The organism is Haloarcula sp. H-hyl2 (assembly GCF_056934385.1).
The window spans coordinates 94769-113928 of sequence record NZ_JBRIIJ010000003.1; the positions used below are offsets into that span (position 1 = coordinate 94769).

General features: G+C 62.1%; 12 protein-coding genes. 4 read left to right on the forward strand and 8 right to left on the reverse strand.

Going from position 1 to position 19160, the window contains the following annotated elements; genetic code table 11:
* The first annotated feature begins 161 nt into the window (after positions 1-161).
* Both Hhyl2_RS17825 and Hhyl2_RS17830 read left to right on the forward strand, forming a co-directional pair.
* The gene (locus Hhyl2_RS17825) at positions 162-1562 is read left to right on the forward strand and encodes a hypothetical protein (protein WP_483552138.1); all 1401 of its coding nucleotides are present in this window, start codon (positions 162-164) and stop codon (positions 1560-1562) included.
* A gap of 263 nt (positions 1563-1825) precedes the next feature.
* Positions 1826-2992 carry a WD40/YVTN/BNR-like repeat-containing protein gene (locus Hhyl2_RS17830; RefSeq protein WP_483552139.1) on the forward strand — a complete coding sequence of 389 codons (1167 nt, stop codon included), beginning with the start codon at positions 1826-1828 and terminating at the stop codon, positions 2990-2992.
* An 18-nt stretch (positions 2993-3010) separates the two neighbouring features.
* On the opposite strand, the gene Hhyl2_RS17835 is transcribed toward Hhyl2_RS17830, so the two are convergent.
* The 4 genes from Hhyl2_RS17835 to Hhyl2_RS17850 form a co-directional block, all read right to left on the reverse strand.
* Positions 3011-4378, reverse strand: a complete 1368-nt coding sequence (locus Hhyl2_RS17835; protein WP_483552140.1) for a sulfatase — start codon at positions 4376-4378, stop codon at positions 3011-3013.
* 71 nt (positions 4379-4449) lie between these two features.
* Positions 4450-5694 carry a glycosyltransferase family 4 protein gene (locus tag Hhyl2_RS17840; protein WP_483552141.1) on the reverse strand — a complete coding sequence of 415 codons (1245 nt, stop codon included), beginning with the start codon at positions 5692-5694 and terminating at the stop codon, positions 4450-4452.
* A gap of 54 nt (positions 5695-5748) precedes the next feature.
* The gene (locus tag Hhyl2_RS17845; RefSeq protein ID WP_483552142.1) at positions 5749-6798 is read right to left on the reverse strand and encodes a GNAT family N-acetyltransferase; all 1050 of its coding nucleotides are present in this window, start codon (positions 6796-6798) and stop codon (positions 5749-5751) included.
* Positions 6795-8195 (reverse strand): prenyltransferase/squalene oxidase repeat-containing protein, encoded by a 1401-nt coding sequence (locus Hhyl2_RS17850; RefSeq protein WP_483552143.1) that lies wholly within the window; start codon positions 8193-8195, stop codon positions 6795-6797. The genes Hhyl2_RS17845 and Hhyl2_RS17850 overlap by 4 nt, the downstream gene beginning before the upstream one ends.
* Positions 8196-8375: 180 nt before the next feature.
* Between Hhyl2_RS17850 and Hhyl2_RS17855 the strand changes: the two genes are divergently transcribed.
* Positions 8376-9485: a glycosyltransferase family 4 protein gene (locus tag Hhyl2_RS17855; RefSeq protein WP_483552144.1), complete on the forward strand. Its 1110-nt coding sequence runs from the start codon at positions 8376-8378 to the stop codon at positions 9483-9485.
* A gap of 462 nt (positions 9486-9947) precedes the next feature.
* Complete coding sequence (locus Hhyl2_RS17860; protein ID WP_483552145.1) at positions 9948-12284, forward strand: hypothetical protein; 2337 nt, start codon at positions 9948-9950, stop codon at positions 12282-12284.
* Between the two features lie 30 nt (positions 12285-12314).
* On the opposite strand, the gene Hhyl2_RS17865 is transcribed toward Hhyl2_RS17860, so the two are convergent.
* From Hhyl2_RS17865 to Hhyl2_RS17880, 4 genes are all read right to left on the reverse strand, one after another.
* Entirely contained in the window at positions 12315-13757 is a 1443-nt protein-coding gene (locus tag Hhyl2_RS17865) for a lipopolysaccharide biosynthesis protein (RefSeq protein WP_483552146.1), read from the reverse strand.
* A gap of 53 nt (positions 13758-13810) precedes the next feature.
* Positions 13811-15592: a hypothetical protein gene (locus Hhyl2_RS17870; protein ID WP_483552147.1), complete on the reverse strand. Its 1782-nt coding sequence runs from the start codon at positions 15590-15592 to the stop codon at positions 13811-13813.
* A 391-nt stretch (positions 15593-15983) separates the two neighbouring features.
* Entirely contained in the window at positions 15984-17006 is a 1023-nt protein-coding gene (locus tag Hhyl2_RS17875; protein ID WP_483552148.1) for a DUF1616 domain-containing protein, read from the reverse strand.
* Positions 17007-17750: 744 nt separating this feature from the next.
* Positions 17751-18953, reverse strand: a complete 1203-nt coding sequence (locus tag Hhyl2_RS17880) for a sulfatase-like hydrolase/transferase (protein WP_483552149.1) — start codon at positions 18951-18953, stop codon at positions 17751-17753.
* Positions 18954-19160: the final 207 nt, after the last annotated feature.

A 19160-nucleotide genomic window follows, 5' to 3' on the forward strand; every position in this document is an offset into this window, starting at 1 on the left:
GCGAAGCGAACGACGACTCGCCCCAGTCTCGCTACCGCCAGTACAGTGACAACCTCCGACGGAGAGATTTCCTCAAGAGTGCCTTTGTGGCTCCGTTTGCCGGTTCGATCTTCGATACTTCCGGAGCTGCCACGTCACAGAGTCCAGTCGATACCTCGGTGATGGAGACACAACCGGTCGACAACCGCGTCGACAACGTGACTGGAGTCCTGAACACCGTCGGCGATGGCGACCTGCTCGTCTTTCCGGAGGGTCGGTTCACCTGGGACGACACGGCGGTCATTACGGCTTCGGACTGGGGCATCCAGTGTCAACCGAATACTGTCTTCGAAGTCCCCGCGGGAATGGGTGATGGGAACAGTGGTCTCTTGCTCCGGACGATCGTCAACAACGATGTCGCGGACAACTTCCTGCTGGAGAACCTCACCTTCGAATCGGACGGTCGCGCAGCCCCTGGGATGCGTCTCGGAGTGGACAGAGCCGCACACGTCAAGGGACTAACCTACGATGTCAACGGACCGCTGTCGACGAACAAACAGGAGAACGGTATCTCTGCGCTCGTCAGAGATCCGAACGGGACACTTCGATTTGACGACTATCGGCAACTCAACAACGGTGATATCGGAGCATACGCCAGCGGGAACAGCCGGATCGGCATCTACGTCGGGCAACGACATCGGGGGACCATGCGTCTCACGAACCCCGTACTCGGTGGCTTCCCGAACAACGCCTGTTACGTCTCGCGCCAGCCTGGTACAGTGATCGTCGAGGGCGGGCTGTTGATGAATAACAACGTCTCGGCGGTCCGTGTCTCCGGTGGCGTCGAGGTCAGGAACTCGACCATATTCATCGACACGTACCGGTACACGAACGGCGACGGACGGATCGACGGCGGCCAACACAACACACGCGGTGTCTGGGGGGACAACCGCGGTGCCGGAACAGACGGTGGGTTGGTCACCGGCACGTCGTTCGTCCTGCACAACTACCGGAGTTCCAGTGGACTCGTCGATATCCTGGAGAACCCGTACATGACGGTCAGGGACTGTCAGTTCCTGCTGAACGACAGTATCATCGGCGTCAACGCCAACAAAGGGTCGGTCAACGTGACTAACAGTTCGTTCGAAGGGATCGCGACTGGTTCGATCGCCGGGGCTGGCACTGTCAACGGGACCGGTAACTACGTCGCCTCTGAGCTGTTCGCCGGCACGATTCCAACCTCGGACCCCTGTTGTAGCCGGTTCGTCTGGTCCCGGACACACCCTGAAACACCCAAGCAACGGTTGAACAACGACACTCGCGAGCACGCTCTCTCGATCCTGGCCTCGAGCAGAATCGATTACACCCTGACGACCACGGATACACTCGTGAAAGGTGCTCCGACCGAGGATAGCGACAGTGTCACCGGAAACGCGGATGGAACTTGGACTGCAAAAGGTGGTCTGGACGACGGTGATTTCGACACCTACCTGTACGATGGTCGGGCCGAGGAGCTGACTATCTCGGGCGCACCGAGCGAGTACATCCTCGTTCTAGACGGGAACGAGGTCACACAGACGTAGTTTCGGAAAGTGCGATTTTCACAAGCGAGACGGTCACCTTGCAAACAACGGGGGCAGACACGTGACCGGTGACATTGCTCCGGTTGTGGCCCTGAACCGGTTGCCACCTACGGTCAGGAACTCCATTACGTTGTACCAGACCGCCGAGAACTGTGTCATGCACACGCAGAGACGGAGACACACACCCTGGACCTGCCGATGGAACTGAAGATGCGACACCTTGCTCCACGTTCGTTCAGCCACAACTCCCGGGAGCGACCGCGATGAAACTGGGTGGCGTCTCCGACGGCCGGATATACGGAACCGAGTACCGGACGGTGGTGGCCGAGACCAGTGTGAGGACATTCGCGCCTGTCGGACGACTTCCAATCCCGAAACGGGGATGGGATGGACTCACCTACCGGCTCAAGACCGCCCGCCCGCTCAAACCGCTCGTCGAGCGGTACGTCGGTCGGTTCGCGACGGTCTCCGTCTGGCCGGTCTCGGAGTCGACGATCGCTGCGAGTGCCGACCGGTATCTGTTCGTCTCGACCGACGGTGGGCGGACCTGGGAACGGCGGCTGACGCTACCGCCGTCTTCGGGGCCGATGGGGATACTGCCGTCGGGGTTCTGTGTGCACGACGGCTCCTGGTACGTCGGGGAGTATCCCTTGGACACCGACGTGACACCCCGAATACGGCGGTCGGACGACGCTGGACAGACGTGGACGACGGTGTGCTCACTCCCGCAAGCCCGGCACGTACACGCTGTCCAGATAGATCCCTACACGGACACGATGTGGCTCACGACCGGGGACGTCGGTGACGGCTGTGCGATCGGTCGGCTCGTCGACGGGCGGTTCGAGCGGCTGGGGAGCGGGGGTCAGCGGTGGCGGGCTGTCGAACTCGCCTTCACTCGGTCCGGTGTTCTCTGGGGGATGGACAGTGTCTACGAGGCGGAGAAACCGATCTTCCGCGTTCGTCGTGAGGAGTTCGGCGCCAGCGAACCGACCCCCGAACGACTCCACCGACTCGATAGCTCGGTGTACTACGCCACGACGTTCGAGACACCGGACGATCAGTGGGTGATCTTCTCGACGGCCATGGAACCGGGCACAGACAGCACCGCACCCGATGGCACCACAGCGTCGTACTCGGAGCGGGCACGAGTGGTCGCATCCAACGCCGAGAGCGGGTTCGGGGAGTGGTACGAACTGGCTTCGTTCAGGAAGCGCTCTGTCCCGGCCGATCGCTTTCGGTTCGGTGGTCGTGTCCCGCCGGCGAACGCCTACGTCTTCCTCGCTGCCGACCCGGACCGCGGGGTGTTCCTCAACCCCTACAACACGGCCACCAACGACGGCTCGCTTCTCCAGTTCCCGCCAGCCTATTTCGAGGCACTCGGCCGTGACGAACCCGGGATCTACAGCGTCGTCCACGAACCGTCAGGGTGAGACCCACCGGGGAGGCGGTCACATGTAGCCGAGATCTTCGAGCTGTGACGTGGTGGATTGGCCGAGTGCTCGGGTCTCGCCGCCGTCGTCCGCTGTCGAGAGACGATCGGTTCGGTCGGCCAGTGCCTCGCGATACGTCGCAAGACGGTCCGCTGTGGGGTCGGCCATGTGGTCGTCACGGCCGTCCCGAACGTCGTAGAGATATTCCTCACCCGAACTGTTCGCGACGTACTTGTGCTGTCCGTCGACGAGGACCCGCCACTGTTCCCGCTCTCCCGGGTCCGTCCGTCCGGTATGTGGGACGACATCCTCGACGAGCGCTCGATCCGACTGGTCGTGTGAGTCACTGGTGACACCGGACACGTCCAGAATCAGATCGGAAACACCGGCTAGTTCGAACGGGCGCTGATCGATGGTTCCAGAGGATTGCTCGGGTGGCTTGATCAGGAGCGGCACGTTGATATTGAGTTGACGGGTGTAGTGTGGCGGCCGTTCGTCACGGTCGAACTCCCCCAGGGTCTTCCCGTGGTCGGCACAGACGACCACCAGTGTGTCGTCGTACACCCCGTTCGCTTCGAGCGTGGACAGGAGGTCACCGACGCGCCGATCCTGGAAGCGGATGCTCGCGTCGTAGTACTCCAGCACCCGCCGGCGCTCCTCGTCGCCCATCTCCCGCTTGCCCATGACGTAGGCGAGCAGTTTGGTGTTCAGGAACCGAGGCTCCAGTATCGAGGGGTGATCGAGCCCGAGCGTTTCGAACGCCGATTTCGGTGGGAAGTACGGACTGTGTGCCTCCATGAGGTTCAGGAAGGTGAACGTCGGCTGGGCCGATCCGGCGCCACGCTCGACGAAACGACTGGCCCGCTCGACGAGCTGGTCGGTGAAGAAGCGCCGCTTCAGGAGGAACACCGGCTGTCGCGCGGCCTGTGCAAGCAGCCTGTGTCCCCTGTCGAGGAGTCGTTCACGGCGGGTGTGGAACCGTTCGTCGGTCGTCCGTGATAGTTCGAGGTCCCATTCGACGAACTCGTCGAACCCGCGGTCCAGTCCCGAGAGCGAACCGACCCACGGATTGTTCGAGAAGCCGGCGGTTCGGTAACCGGCCGTGGAGAGTCGTTCGGTGACCGTGTCCAGACGTTCCGGGAGGGTGTTCGTCGAGTCGGCGAAGCCGCCCGTGACGCCGTGTTCCGACGGCGCCAGTCCGGTGAACATCGAACAGTGTGATGGGAGCGTCCACGGTGCCGGTGCGTAGGCCTCCTCGTAGACGGTTGCGTCCTCGGCCAGTCGATCCAGCGTCGGCGTCGTCGGCCGGTCGTGGCCGTAGGTCGACGTCCGGTCGGCTCGCACCGAGTCGATGACGAGGAAGAGGACGTCCGGCCGGTCTGTCATGGCTCGTCCCTCGCACACCGTCGCTATTGTTAGGCGGCCGCTAGAGCCAGAATCAGCCCGTTGGCTCGCCGTTACGGTGTACTCCCCAGCTCGTGCGACGCGGCCCGAGAATCGGCCTGTGGGGACTGATCGGGGAAGAGCACACGCTCGTGTGCCGGAGCGATCTCCGACCAGTCGTACTGCTGTGCCGCCGCCCTCGCCGCTCGTCGCACCTCGGCGTGCCGATCTACGTCTTCGATGCACCGTTCGAGAGCAGTTCGGAACCCCTCTGACCCGGGCTCGTAGAGGTAGCCGTTCGCTCCGTCGGAGAGCAGCCGTCGGTGTGGTTCGATATCGGTCGCTAGGACCAGACAGCCGGCGGCCAGATACTCCAGGAGTTTCGCGGGGAAGCTGACCCGATAGGACTCGATGTCGGCGAGCGGCGAGACCGCGATATCCGTCGCCGCCAGCAGTTCGGGAACCTCGTCGTGTGGGACCAGGCCCAGGAACTCGACCCGGTCGGCGACACCGACGGTAGCGGCCAGTTCTCGAACTGCCGAGACGTGCTCGTCTGAGCCGTCGCCGGCGATCTGTAACCGCACGTCCAGGTCGGAGGCTGCCATGGCCTCGATCACGTCGTCGAGGCCGCGCGTCCGATGGACCGTGCCGACGTAGGTCAGTTCCCAGGGCGGACTGGAGCGGCGACCGGTCTCTCTGGACCGCTCCGGCGCGAACGTCGCGGTATCGACACCCATCCCGACGACGTGTGCATCCGAGAGATCCACGTCGTAGGTCGCTGCTGTCACCGACCTGATGCCGTCGGTGAGACAGAACACCTCGTCGGCGTTCGCGAGCAACCGTCCGATGACTCTCGCGTAGACACTTCGCAGGACGTTTGCTACTCTCGTCTTGGTGTCGGCGTCGCTTGCTGTGGCCGCTGTGAAGTCCAGCGACTGTCGAACGGGGACGGACTGGAGGTCGACGACGAACCGGGACCCACCACTCACCGCCCCGAGCCATCCCTGGATGATCTCCCCCTTGAAACAGTAGACGGCGTCGTAGTGGTGGCGAAGTCCGAGCACGGCGGCGTAGAGCGTCGAGAGCACGACGTACAGGAGTCCGGAGAGGACCGGGACTTCCCCCGTATCGAGGTCGTGGAAGACCAGGTTGTCGGGGTGGTCCGCCGAACGGTCACCGTTCGGTCGGCGGCGACAGAGGACGTGGACGGTGTACGAGCGTGCGAAGTGCTGGGTCAGGTAGTATCCCCGTGTGGCTCCGAACGGTGCGCTCAGGTCCCGTGAGTGGATCACCAGTATCGACTGATCGGTGTCGGGCATCGATGGCTCGGGCTTGTCCGGAGAGGGAGTTTGTTATTGCCGCCCTATTCGCGGTCATCTGCTGTACGGGACTGGGGCGCGTTGCAGCCAGGTCCGGACGTTCTTGAGCATCCCGTACGCTGATTCCGAGGCCCACATCTGGACGCCGCCGGAGTTGACCACGTAGTACGGCCGCAACTCCGGACCGAACTTCGATTTGAACTTCGAGAGGCGGTATTCGCCCGCTCCGACCATGTCGTAGCTGGTGATGTTCGAGAGCTCCGGGTCGTCGGCGATATCGCGGATGATCGCCCAGTGGAGGAGGCTGTTGATCGAGATGTGCTCGTACTCCTTCCGGACGCCCCCGAGCCAGAAGGAGCCAGTATCGCCAGAGTACAGGACGACGATACCGCTGAGGAATTCGCCGTCCGGGCCGCGAGCGACGTAGGTTCGGCTCTGCTCGTCTAAGGCCTGGACGACGTCTCTGACGAACGACCAGGAGAGACCGTAGTACTCGTCTTGCTCGGCGAACCGCTCTTGGGTCTGTTCGTATACCCGCCGGGTATCTTCCAGGTCGCCCTGTTCGACGACCATGTCGAGGTCCTGGCTCTTCGTGATTTCGCGGCGGCGACTCTTCGAGAACTTCTTGAGCAACTCGTCGGCGGATTCCTCCGCCACCGGGAGTACGTACGTAAACGAGGTGTCGACGGACAGGTCCTCCCATTCGTATGGCCTCGGGTCGGTGTATTCTGGGCTGTTGACGAGGAACACGAGCGATCTGTTGTCGACGCCGAGGTGGTCCAGGACGCCACGTGTAAATCGGTTGTTGACGCGCTCGCATTTCCGGACCTTCGGACTGGTCGGCATGATTACGGTCCCGAGATACGGCACGTGCATTCCAGGGGGTGGCGAGGAGATCGTCTGGAGACCGAGCCGTGTGTTGTTGACGAACACGGGGAGCAGACCGACCAGTTGGTCGCCCTTGTGTCCGGCGTACAGTCTGAGTTCGTCGGTGCCACTGTGTTCCGCCAGGAGTTCGAGTAACTCCGGTCGATGGAAGACCTGATAGCCACGTGCTGGCAGTTCGTCCGCCCAGTCGGATATGGTCAGTTGTTCGATATTCATCTCGGTAGTGTCTCTGCAGATCGGTCGCGTCGCGAAAGCTGTCTCTGCACCGCACCGCCGCTCCCGTGCCCACCACGGAGCACGTCGCGGAGACCGGGACGGGGGATCCAGGTGAACGGCCCCCAACTTTGTCGACCGGCAAGCCATCGCGCGAGACCGCTAGTCGCTGTCTGCTCGCGTTGCTTGCTGTCGGACGGGTCCGGCGTGCCGAGGGGATCCCGGAGGAACGACGAGAGACCGTAGCACATCCACGCCTGACTCCACCGCATGTACGGCGTCGTGTCGTTCAGTATCCGCCCGCGCCGCCGGTAAAAATACCTCGCCTCCTCGTCGTAGAGGCGTTCGATGGACCACGACGCGACGCGTTCGGCGAGGTCCAGGCTGGCTTCTCGACCGTCGAGCGCGAAGGTCCGGATAGCCTGCCCGGCCGCGTGGGCGTCACGAGGGAATCGCTTGTCGTGCTCGAACTTCGGCGCCCCATCGGCCTCGAACAGTTCCGAGCGATAGAACTGCAGCCCGGACTCGTACGCGTCCCTAACCGACGGATCGGCATTCTGAACTTCGAGATACCGGTGGAGCGATTCGAGGATGAACCCAGTGTGGAAGTTGTCGTGAGAGAGGTGCGAGTCCGACCGTGGCACTGCGTAGTACCAGGCACCCGACTCTACTTGCACCGAGACCACGAACGACGCCAGTTCCGCTGCTCTGGCACGGACCTCGTCGTCGTCACACGCCGCCCCGACGCGACTGAACAGCGCTGCAGCGAGGGCGTTCGCGTTCACCACGACGAACGAGTCCGAGGGGGTGTACGTGAACGGTTCGTGATCTGCCACCGCCTTCGTGTTGATAGTCGAGCGGATGAAATCGACCGTTCTGGCGGCAATATCGAGGGATTCCTGTTCGCCGGTCACCTCGTAGTGTCTGAGGAACGACCGCGCACAGAAGATGCTCACGACGATGGACGGCGCGTATCGGGGAAGATAGAACTTCCGGGCGTTCTGCCAGGCGAAGTTGTACCCCCAGCAGGGAGCGTCGTACCCCGACGCCTGGTTCGACCGGAGCCACTCCAGCAACCGTTCCGCCTCCTCGAGTTGCCACGTCGCGCCGTCCCGTTCGTAGAGGTTGAGATACGTCATCGCGAACAGTGCGATACCCTTCGGATTCCGCTGTTTCGGCACGTCGAGGAGTCGACGAAGATTGACAGGTGACTTGCCGACGAGATGTGTCCCCACGAGACGGGAGAGCCAGCCACGTGTCAGCGCGGCGATGTAGGGGCTGTTGAGCCCGTCGTATGGGTCCCACCCGGCGTATTCCTCCTCGCTAGCCCACTCCAGGGCCTCCAGACAGATCTCTCTGTATGGGGAGTCGGAACCGGTGACCGGGTCCGTCCTGTCCATCACCTGCTTCAATTTGTCTGATACACTTTGTTATGCCACGGCATACGGTAGGGCGACCGGGTACGGGATACGTAACAGCACCGCGACTGCGTCCGACAACGCACAGACCCGGGGGACTGAGAAACCGGTAACTGAAACAGGGCCATAACAATGCACTGCAGTGGTCTACGACACAGCCAGATGCCTCAATCAACGACCGCGAGCCACGAGCCGTCGAGTCGAGGGTCCGATGCAGGCCCCATCGAGCTACTCGTCGTCGGCACCTTCGGTGGTGGCGGCATCCATCAGTACATCGACGAACAGGTCGACCGCTTCTCCGATGCCATCTCTGCCTCTACCTTCGATATGGTCGCTGCACCGACCGGTAGCGGAGTCCTGTGGTTCCTGACGTCACTGCTACGGTCCCTTCGAGCGGCGCTTTTCTTTCCGTTCCAGGACCCACCCGACGTCGTCCACGTCCACTCGTCGCACCGATACTCGTTCTATCGGGCCGCCTTCTACGTCCTCTATGCGGCCTACGTGTGGCGGTGCCCGGTCGTCCTGCATATCCACGGCTCGTCGTTCGACGAGTTCGCGCGGACCGAGAACCCACTCGTCAGAGTGGTTCAAGACGTCGTGTTCGGCGCGTCCGACCGAATCATCGTGCTCTCGGAGTACTGGGAGACGGTACTCGCAGACCGTGTCTCGGCGTCGAAACTCCGGGTGTACCCCAACGCCGTCGATCCAAGCGACTACGACCCGGAATACGGAGTCGACCCGCCACGACTCGTGTTCGTCTCGAACCTCTACGAACGGAAGGGAGTCGACACGCTGGTCGACGCACTCGACGCGCTGGCGACGAGCGGGTACCGGTTCCGGGCCGACATCGCGGGTAGCGGCCCGCTGGTCGAGCGTGTCGAGACGCTGGCCGAGCGCCATAACTCGATACGCTACCACGGCTACGTCTCGGAGGAACGGAAACGAGCGCTCCTCGAACGGGGAACTGTCTACGTGCTCCCGACACACGCCGAAGGACTCCCGATTGCGATGCTGGAGGGGATGGCCGGCGGGAACGCCATCGTCTCGACGACGGTGGGGGCGATCCCCGAGGTCATCGACGAGGAGAACGGGATACTGATCGCCCCGGGAGACGTGGACGGATTGGTCGACGCGCTCGAACAGCTGATCACAGAACCCGAGCGGACCGAGCGCATGGGTCGCCGTAATCGGACACTCGTCGAGACCCGTTACTCCTGGGACGGGGTTCTCGACCGACTCGAACGGTTGTACAGAGAGGACCTCCTGGCATAGCACTGATCGGTCCGCCTTCCCGAGTCGCTCGGAGACGGTCGGGAGAACGGATGAATCCGACCGTACTGACTACTTACTGCCGGTAGGCGTCTCGTACTTCCGTGGCCACTACACTTTCTCTCCGTCCCGAGCGAACTTAGTGACGCGTGCACAGGCGAATGCTCGCCCGTCCAGCCGAACGTCGATCGTAGCCATGCGATGACGTCACACGTCTCGGCCAGTGGGTTCGGAGCCCGGTATACGTATCCTAACTGCCCCTGCCTGCCGCGCATTCTACCGAAATCGAGGGTAAGAACGTCCTACGTGGGGTAACAACCCCGTTAATTGTTGTAGGGTCAACATAAACCCGAGGTCGAATCAGTGTGACTCGCCTCAAAATGATAAGTAACGGGTAACCACCGCAATTGGAAGCGGAGCAAATCTGTACATACGGTTAAGTTTTAGGACTTTCCTACCCCAGGTATGTTCCGCATACCAGGAACAGGTGACGACGACTCGGACGACGACGAGCGTGTCGAGACAAATACAACTGGCAGTACCGATTCGACCGACTCGGTGTCGGCCGACGGACTCCCGCGCCGCGGCTTCCTCAAGGGAACCATCGCGGCAACCGCCGTTGGCCTCTACGGGGTCGGATCCGCGGCGGGCGCCACGGACTCTCCAGTCGACGAATCGAGGATGTCCGAACGACAGGTCGACATCTCCTCGGGCGACGAGGTCTCCGGCATCGTCGAGAACGTCAGCAGTGGCGAGATACTCGTCTTCCCGTCGGGGACGTTCACGTGGTCGGACGTCGCGCAGGTGTACGTCAACGACTGGGGGATCCGCTGTCAGAGCGACACCGTCTTCGAAGTCCCTGCCGGAATGGGGGACGGCAGCAAAGGTCTGCTCCTGCGGACCAAGTCGGGGAGTCTCGTCGCGGATAACTTCTTCCTGGAGAACCTGACCTTCGATTCCAGCGGTCGCGCGGCACCCGGTATGCGGCTTGGCTGTGCCAACGCCGCACATATCCGAGGGCTCCATTACAAGATGAACGGGCCCACCTCGATCCAGGAGCACGGCAACGGTATCGCGGCCATGACGCTGAACTCCGGCGGGACGTTCCGCATCGACGACTACCGACAGTTCAACAACGGCGACCTGGGCGGCTACGCGGGCGGGGACAGCCGGGTCGGTATCTTCGTCGGGGGCCAGAACGAGGGGACCATCCATCTCAAGAACCCGGTGCTCCAGGGCTTCCCGAACAACGCCTGTTACGTCTCGCGCCAGCCTGGTACAGTGATCGTCGAGGGCGGGCTGTTGATGAATAACAACGTCTCGGCGGTCCGTGTCTCCGGCGGCGTCGAGGTCCGTGACACGACCATCGTCATCGACATCGACGACTATCTCACCGGCGACGGCAAACTCGATGCGACCACCCACAACACGCGAGGTATCTGGGGTGACAATCGTTCCTCGGGGACCAACGGCGGGCTCGCGAAGAACGTCTCGTTCATCATCCGGAGCTACCGCCGGAGTTCCGGACTGGCCGCGATGCTGGAGAACGAATCGATGTCCGTCGAGGACAGCCAGTTCCGCCTGGAGACCGACATCACCAGCGTCCAGTCCAGCGACTACGAGATACAGGTCACCAACTGTGACTTCACCGGCCCGTCGTCGAACGCCGTGGCTGGCTCGGGCACGACGCCTGGGGACAACAACCGTGCCGTCTCCAACATCAACCCCGGATCGGTCACTGTCGTGGGGACCGATGCTACGTTCGACTGGTCACAGACTCATCCGGAGACACCGAACCGGCAATCCGATTCGACCAACGACTCGACAGACGAGTCGACGGACGACACGACAGACGAGTCGACGGACGAGTCGACAACCGTCAAGACGTTGGAGGTTCGCTCCGCTGCCGACACCGGCTGGTGGAACTACCAGGTGACGACCAGCGGGACACTGGAGAACAAGTACTCGGGCGACCAGGAGGAGATCGCCCAGAACAGCGACGGCTCCTACACGGCAAGCGGGACCGTCGGGAACAGCGGGAGCGACTACTTCGACTTCGAGGGCGACATCACGAACTGGTCTGCGGAGGTCGATTCGAGCGAGTTCACCATCTACGTCGACGGCACCGACGTCACCGACCAGGTGACCGGCGATACCTCGACGGACGATTCAACGGACGATTCGACCGACGACTCGACGACGGTCCAGACACTGGAAGTCCGCTCCGCGAACGGGACCGGCTGGTGGAACTACCAGGTGACGACCAGTGGGACACTGGAGAACAAGTATGCCGGTGACGAGGAGACGATCACCCAGAACAGCGACGGCTCCTACACGGCAAGCGGGACCGTCGGGAACAGCGGGAGCGACTACTTCGACTTCCAGGGTGACATCACGGACTGGTCTGCGGAGGTGGACAAGAGCGAGTTCACCATCTACGTCGACGGTACCGACGTCACAGACCAGGTGGTGAGTGACTCTTCGACGAGTGACTCGACGGACGACTCGACGAGCGATTCGACGACGGTCCAGACACTGGAAGTCCGCTCCGCGAACGGGACCGGCTGGTGGAACTACCAGGTGACGACCAGCGGGACACTGGAGAACAAGTACTCGGGCGACCAGGAGGAGATCACCCAGAACAGCGACGGCTCCTACACGGCCAACGGCGTCGTGGGCAACAGCGGGAGCGACTACTTCGACTTCCAGGGTGACATCACGGACTGGTCTGCGGAGGTCGATTCGAGCGAGTTCACCATCTACGTCGACGGTACCGACGTGACCGACAGCGTCGTCAACTGAGGCTTCGCGACCTCGATTCGAGCCAACCGATCACAGGATCGACCGGATCTGACTGATATCGGTGCGCGTCAGCCCGCCGACGTAGTAGACGACGACGAAGTAGACCGTCGCGCCGACGACGGGGTAGACGACGAGGCGGACGACGGCTCGATCGGGCGTCGTCACGACGAAGACGAGGACCGACGCCATCACGACGGAGCTGAACGTCGCTTTCAGGATCCGCATTCCAGGAATCGGGATGGCGATGTGCTGGCCCACGTAGTAGTAGATGTACGCGAGTCGCACGGCCATGGCGACGAGCATCGCGATGGCGGCGCCGACGAGTCCCACGACCGGGATCAGCGCCACGTTCAGGGCCAGATTCGCGAGAAACGCTATCAACGTCCCTTTTGCCACTTTCTCCGTCTCCTCGGCGGCGTTCAGGATGTAGGTCAGAACGGTTTCGAAACCTCTGAAGATGAACGCGAGGGTGATGACCGGAACCAGCAGCCACCCTTCACTGGCGACAGTCTCTGTCGCGAGCAGGCGGAGAATCGGTGCGGCGAGGAGTGTCAGCCCGAACAGTGTCGGGATCGCCAGCAGGACGTACCCAACCAGGAAGTAATAATAGAACCGCTTGATGTCGGCGGTCTCGTCGTCGTCCCAGGCCGAGGTGATGGCGGGGTAGAGCGTCGAGTTGAAGACGCTCGTGAGGTTCGGGAACATCGCAGCGACGCCGTAGGCGACCGAGTAGATCCCGAGGTCGACGGGAGCCAGGATGAATAGGATGATGAACCGGTCCGATTCGGAGAGCATCTTGTTCGAGAACTCCTTGAACACCATGGGTGAGCAGTACGACAGATACCGTCTGAAGTTCCCGACCTGTGGCACTCGGAGTCGCCGTGGGAGATAGACCGCCACGACGACGACGTAGACAGCGACCATCGCCAGGAGGAGCGAGAGCAACCCGGCGGCGATGTTGCGCGTGATCGTCAGTGTCGCGACGAGCGCCGAGGTCTGCATTGTCAGGCTGACCAGCGTGATCACCTCGTAGCGTTTGACCTGATTTTGCGCGCGCGGGATGTTCTTGATGATCTGGCTGAAGATGTTGGCGACGATCAACAGTGCGGCGATTACCGGAATCGAAAGTCCGAGTGCCGTCTGTGAGAACTCTGCCAGGTCGAGCAGATCCATCGTCACCGGTAACAGGAGGCCGGCGATCGCAGCCGTCACGAGGCCGATGGCGAGCAGGTCCGAGACAGTCTGGCCGTCCCGTTCCTCCGCCGGTGCGTACCGGATCAATGCCCCGTGGAGATGCATCCCGCCGATGCCAGTGTAGATACTGACCAGGGAGAATATCAGTGCCCAGATGCCGTAGGTATCGACGCCGATCAGTTTCGTGATGATCGGGACCACGAGGATCCCCCGTGCCATCGAGACGATCTTCCTGAGCAGTGAGACGCTCGAATCGGTCAGGATCTTTCTGAAATCCATCGTAGTTCACGCGCACGCGGGCGGTGCCCGCAAACACGATCTGCTGCTCGTCGTCACGCGGCCTGACAGCGGACCATGCCCTGGTCGCCCGCTCGCCACATGACCTGCACAGCGTTGTCGTAAATCACGTTCTCGGATGTCGGGTCGATTCCACAGTTCCGGTTCCGGTAGTCCAGGTAGTACGACAGGCGTTGAGAGTATAGCAACAGTCCTGCCTCCGGAGCCGCCATCTCGCCATCGACGATGAATCGTATGTCCGCCGGACGCGAATCCGCACGTGGCCCGACCGGATAGGGGGTGTACGGTGGGACAACTACCGTGTCGGCACCATCGTAGTGGTCGTCGATTGTCTGTCCGGCCTGGGTCTCGTGGAAGCCGACGGTCGTTCCACCGGCAGTCAGCGAGGTGTTGGCGTGATTGTTCGCAAGCAACACCGGTGAGAACAGCGCGAGGACGACCACGAGCGCGATCACCTGTGCCCGGTATCGCCGCAGCCCATAGAAGAACAGCGCGATCGGGAGGAATCCGACCTGCAGGACCCGCGTGGAGTAGGTCGTGTTTATCACCCATCCGGCGGCGAACACGCCGCCGGCGACCAGCAGGATCTCCAGTCGGTACTCGGCCAGGACGGATTCGGCCTGTGACTCCTTTTCGAGGTTGTTGTACAGCAACGAGAACAGCAGGACGCCCAGGAGCCCCACCACGACGAACCGACTGCCCCAGGTGACGGCGGCGTCGACAGACCGAGGGACGAGTTCGTAGAGGAGCTCGCCCTCGGTGTCGCCAGCACTGGACCCTCCCATGGAGAACAGCGCTGCAGCGATGAGCTCCAGTGGATCTCCGGTGGTCTCGACACGCGGCCCAAACAGATAGTCCCACAGTTCCAGCGGCGGCGTCCCGACGAAGTAGATCACCCACAGGCCCGCGATACGGAGATACGTTCCTCGCTCGTCGGGGAGCCACGTCCGGGGCACGACTGCTCGCCGAAGCAACGTTAGCGGATGTAACAGGATCTCGTAGGCACTCGTGTACGCCCTGTCTTCCGTGTAGCGCTCGACGAGGGAGGTGACGGTCGGACGGACCATGAGTACGAGCGGGTAGAACAGCGGGAAGATCGGATGTGCGAGCGCCAGCGTGAGAAAGAGGCCCGCCTCGACGACTCGCCAGCGGCGCCCGGTCTTGTCGATCTGATAGTAGAGGAAGACGAGGAGGACCAGTGCCAGTAGTTGCGGGACGAACTGGTTGTTGAGCGGGACGAGCACGAGCACCAGATACGCCGCCGCCGAGAGGAACGCGAAGAATCCGTTCCCGAGTCTGTAGGCGAACAACCACACCGCGAGCGTCAACAGGAGGAAGTAGATGTGGTAACCGACGTTGATCGTGGCCACGGCGTTCCCGAGGTCGAAGAGCCGCTGTAGCTCCAGTGCGAAGATGTAGTTGACCGAGAGGCTGGGATCGATGGTCGTGAACCGCGAGAGGACCTCGATATCGATGATCTCGCCGGAGGTATCGCCACCGATGACGCTGAAATACAGCAACTGGTTCATGTTCAATGTCAAATAGAAAATAACCGTGGCGAGAAAGCCACTCACCGCAGAGTCCCCGTAGTAGGCGATCAGCGTCGCGGAGATGATGAGCGAACCTAGCAACAGCCAGTAGCCGTACATCCCCAGCAACCCGGTATCGAGGAACGTCACTGGATAGAGGGCGTGATAGAGATACGCCATGGCACCGATCTGGATGCCGATAGCGATGAACAGCAGTTTGTAGACGTGGATCCGGTCGATGTCTACGTTCGGGAGGAAACTCGCGGTTCCGTGATAGATGCCACTCATCGTTCCCCCCTGGCGGAACAGCGCTGCTGCCGACCGGTCGGTGAGTTCCAGTCGAGGACTTGTTCGCCTGTCTCATTCGAGAACTCCAGCTTCGTTCGGTAACCCCGATTCCACCCCTGAAATCGGCGGCTCAGCGGCGAACCAACCGTGAATCCGGTATCTGAGGTTCGACTCATTGTCCCGGAATATAGGTGACTCCTGTATAGTTAATGACCCTGTACACAGCCACGCACAGTTACAAGCCCCGCTGGAACCGGCCCGGAGACGCCGATTTCCGCAGTGTACTCTGATACCGATTCCATTCCCATCGCACCGGAGCGGCTATCGTAGTCATCGAACATCACTGCCCACCCGATCGCACGAGGGCAGTGCGATCGGTATGTAAACCGGTTCAATTGTTACTATCGTTCCCGTCCGAGACGGTAACGTGCAGTTGCAGGCGCCGGTAGGCGTCCTCAGAAGAGGGTGACGTCGGAGCATCGCCTCTGTACAGGGAGAACACGAACCGAATCTGGCCGGACGCTGTCGGCGCGAGCTGGTACGGGCGGCTCCAGGTATCGTTGTGTGCGAGTCGATCCGCCCGGAGTCGGTCGAGTTCCTGCTGGGCGGTGACCGTTGTCGAGCCGTCCGATTCCTCGAGGACTTGCTGTGTTACCACGACGGTGTACCGTTCGGTCTCGAACTCCCTGTTGCGGATCCGAAGGACGACCTCCCGCTGTGTATCCGTCTCCAAGGCGGTCGGATACTCGTCGGTCACCAGTGAGCCGTCTTCAGCTTCGGTCAGCAGATAGAACTCCGTGTACTGCTCGCCCGTCGAGGGCATCCCGATGGCGTACCCCACGCTGCCGACGGCCACGAGGATGCTGACGACGATCAGGACGTTCAGGACCGTATCGACGAGGGACCGTCGCCTGAAGAGTCCCGTCGAGATACGCTCTCTCCAGCGTCCCACTTCGAGCGTGAACCGGTTCTCTCTGGGGAGCTGAACCCGTCGTATCTGTGCGACGATGGCGGTCAGGACGACGACGCCGTTGATCGCTGCCAGGAGTGGTAGTCTGGTCACCCCGAAGGGAGTCAGGTTGAGGACGAATCCAACCAGGAGAACCACCACGATACCGAGCCCGAACGAGAGGCCGATCCGCTCGACCATGTCGATGCCGCGATCGGCGCCCGTTCCACTAACCTCCTCGGCTGTCGTCCCGCTTGCACGCGGGAACAGCGCCGCCACCAGCACGTAGCCGGGTACGAACAGCAGGACCACGAGTTCGAGGACGAGTCGTACGGCGCCAGCCGTCGGGGTCGAGAGGAGCAGTGACAGGTCGGCGACGACGAGCAATCCAAGCACGATTCCGAGGTCCGCAGGGATCCGAACGAGTTGTCCCAGCGACCCCCCGGACAGACGCTCCCGTATCATGTGCTGCCATTTTATACACCGCTGTATAGTTAGGCGCGTTGTACCACCAGGTCGGTGGACCGGGTCGACGCCGCTGCTCTCGGTCGCTTCCAGTCGGATAAGCCGAGCGTACCGGCGAGAAGATGGGTCGTGGACGGGCGGGTGGGACCCAGGTGATCGTACCGGCTGCCGTCCGTCTGTCACGAACGTTATACACGGAGCAGGCGCAATACCACGGCCTTCAGGCCGTGGATACGCGCTGTCACTTAGTGACACAATCCGCAAACAATTGCATAGCCGAGTTTCCAACCCATATGTTCAAGTGGTAAGAAACTCTACACAACGGTAAGGTCAGGTCGGAACAGAGCGGATTCCGAACGACCTTCGGAGGCGGCCACGCCGCCACTAATGAGACAGTATCCGAAACGCCAACACGGTGAACGCGAATCCTCGAAGGGTTCGTCTCGTACCTGTTGGTCGAGCAAGCCTCGACGATATCTCCGACTTCGTTGACGTGTCAGCGACTCTCTGCTGGCAAAAACAACAGATGGGAGGCAACGACGCCGAGAATAGGAGTAACGGCGGTTTGGCACCGCCAGTCAGCCACCGACCACGACGACTGGGTTAAACGGGTTCCCGCGAAGTGGCGGCATCCGTGGTTGCGAACCTGAAACTCCCACCGCTCGGGATTCCTCCGCCTTCAGGCGGAGGAGGATGTCAACATGCCGGGTAGCGTCTATCTGGACGCAGTCACAGTCGGCAGTATCAGTCGAGATAACCCAGCTGTCTGAGGTGTTCTCTGTCGGTCGGTGGCCGGTCACTCGGTGCCGACCGCTCGGTGAACGACGTGACGATGTGTTCCTCGGCGAGCGGTCGCGGCGGCGGGTCGCCGTAGGTGACGTCCCGCTTGAGATAACTCCGCAGCATCGACCGGTACTCCCGGGTCGGCTGTCGTACGATGTTGGCGTAGGGGGATCGATAGAACTGATTCCCGAAGAGATGCGCGAATCGACCGGGAAGCGGGTTCAGGTGACGAACGTATCCGCCGTCGGCCGTCCACACCGACGATGCTCTGTACTCCACACCTCGATAGGTCGTCTCTTTCCACAGTTCCGCCCGAGCCAGGCGCTGGGTAGGGACAGGGTTGTTCCAGAGGTCCAGGCCGTCGACCGAGGGGAGTGTCGCACCCGTAGCGGCCAGTCCTGTCGGTGTGATGTCCGCGGTCGACAGACAGCCGTCGAGTTCCGCGCCGGCCGGAAGCCCGGCCCCGGCAAAGACCAGAGGGACCTCGACGAGTTCCGGGACGATCGGATCGCCGTGGCCGTAGATCCCGCCGTACTCCCCGAGCAACTCCCCGTGGTCGCTCGTGAACACGACGAGCGTCTTCGCCAGGTCGCCACGTGCGGCCAGGGAGTGGTAGATGTCGAGGAACCGCTCGACGGACTCGTCGACACCCTCCTCGTAGAGTCGCTCGATGCGACCGTGGTCGTGCGCGAACTCGTCGAAGAACTCGTCGTGGGAGTTCCACCGGTCGGCCTTCGCTCGGCGACCGTAGAGCATGTGTCCGCCCCGGTCGTGGACGACCAGCGAGAACGGCGGGGAGAGGTCGTCGAGTGTGACGTCCTCGCGCTCGCCGCAGATCCTGAGCGGCGGTTTCTTCGCAGGGTCGTCGACGTTGCTCCAGACGTGGGTCGCGTCGATCCCCGAGTGCTCGAACCGGTCGAGTAACGCGGGCGTGTCTCCGAGAGCGCCGTCGAAGTTCCAGATGCGATGTGTCGACGGATACGTGCCGGTCAGTATCGACGGGAAGCCGGACGCAGTGAAGGTACTCGTCGAGATAGCTCGCCCGGTGACGCCGATCCCTCGTACCGACTCGGGGAGCGAATCGTACCGCAGGCTGTCAGAGACGTAGACGAGGACGTTCTCGACGGGATGTGTTGCCATCGTCGAGAGGCGCTCCCGAACCATACCCGGCCCCACGCCCCAGACGTGGTTAGTTAGGACGCAGATACCGTTGGCTCGCCGCTCGACGGAGCACGAACCCTCGGCAACTCCTGCTGAGAGACACGGTCACCGGGGATCGTCGACCGGTGAAGGTATCAGTCAGCAATGCCCGTCCGTCGACCGGACTATCGACGCTCCCGCCGATGGTCTCATTCTGGACTCCGAGACACG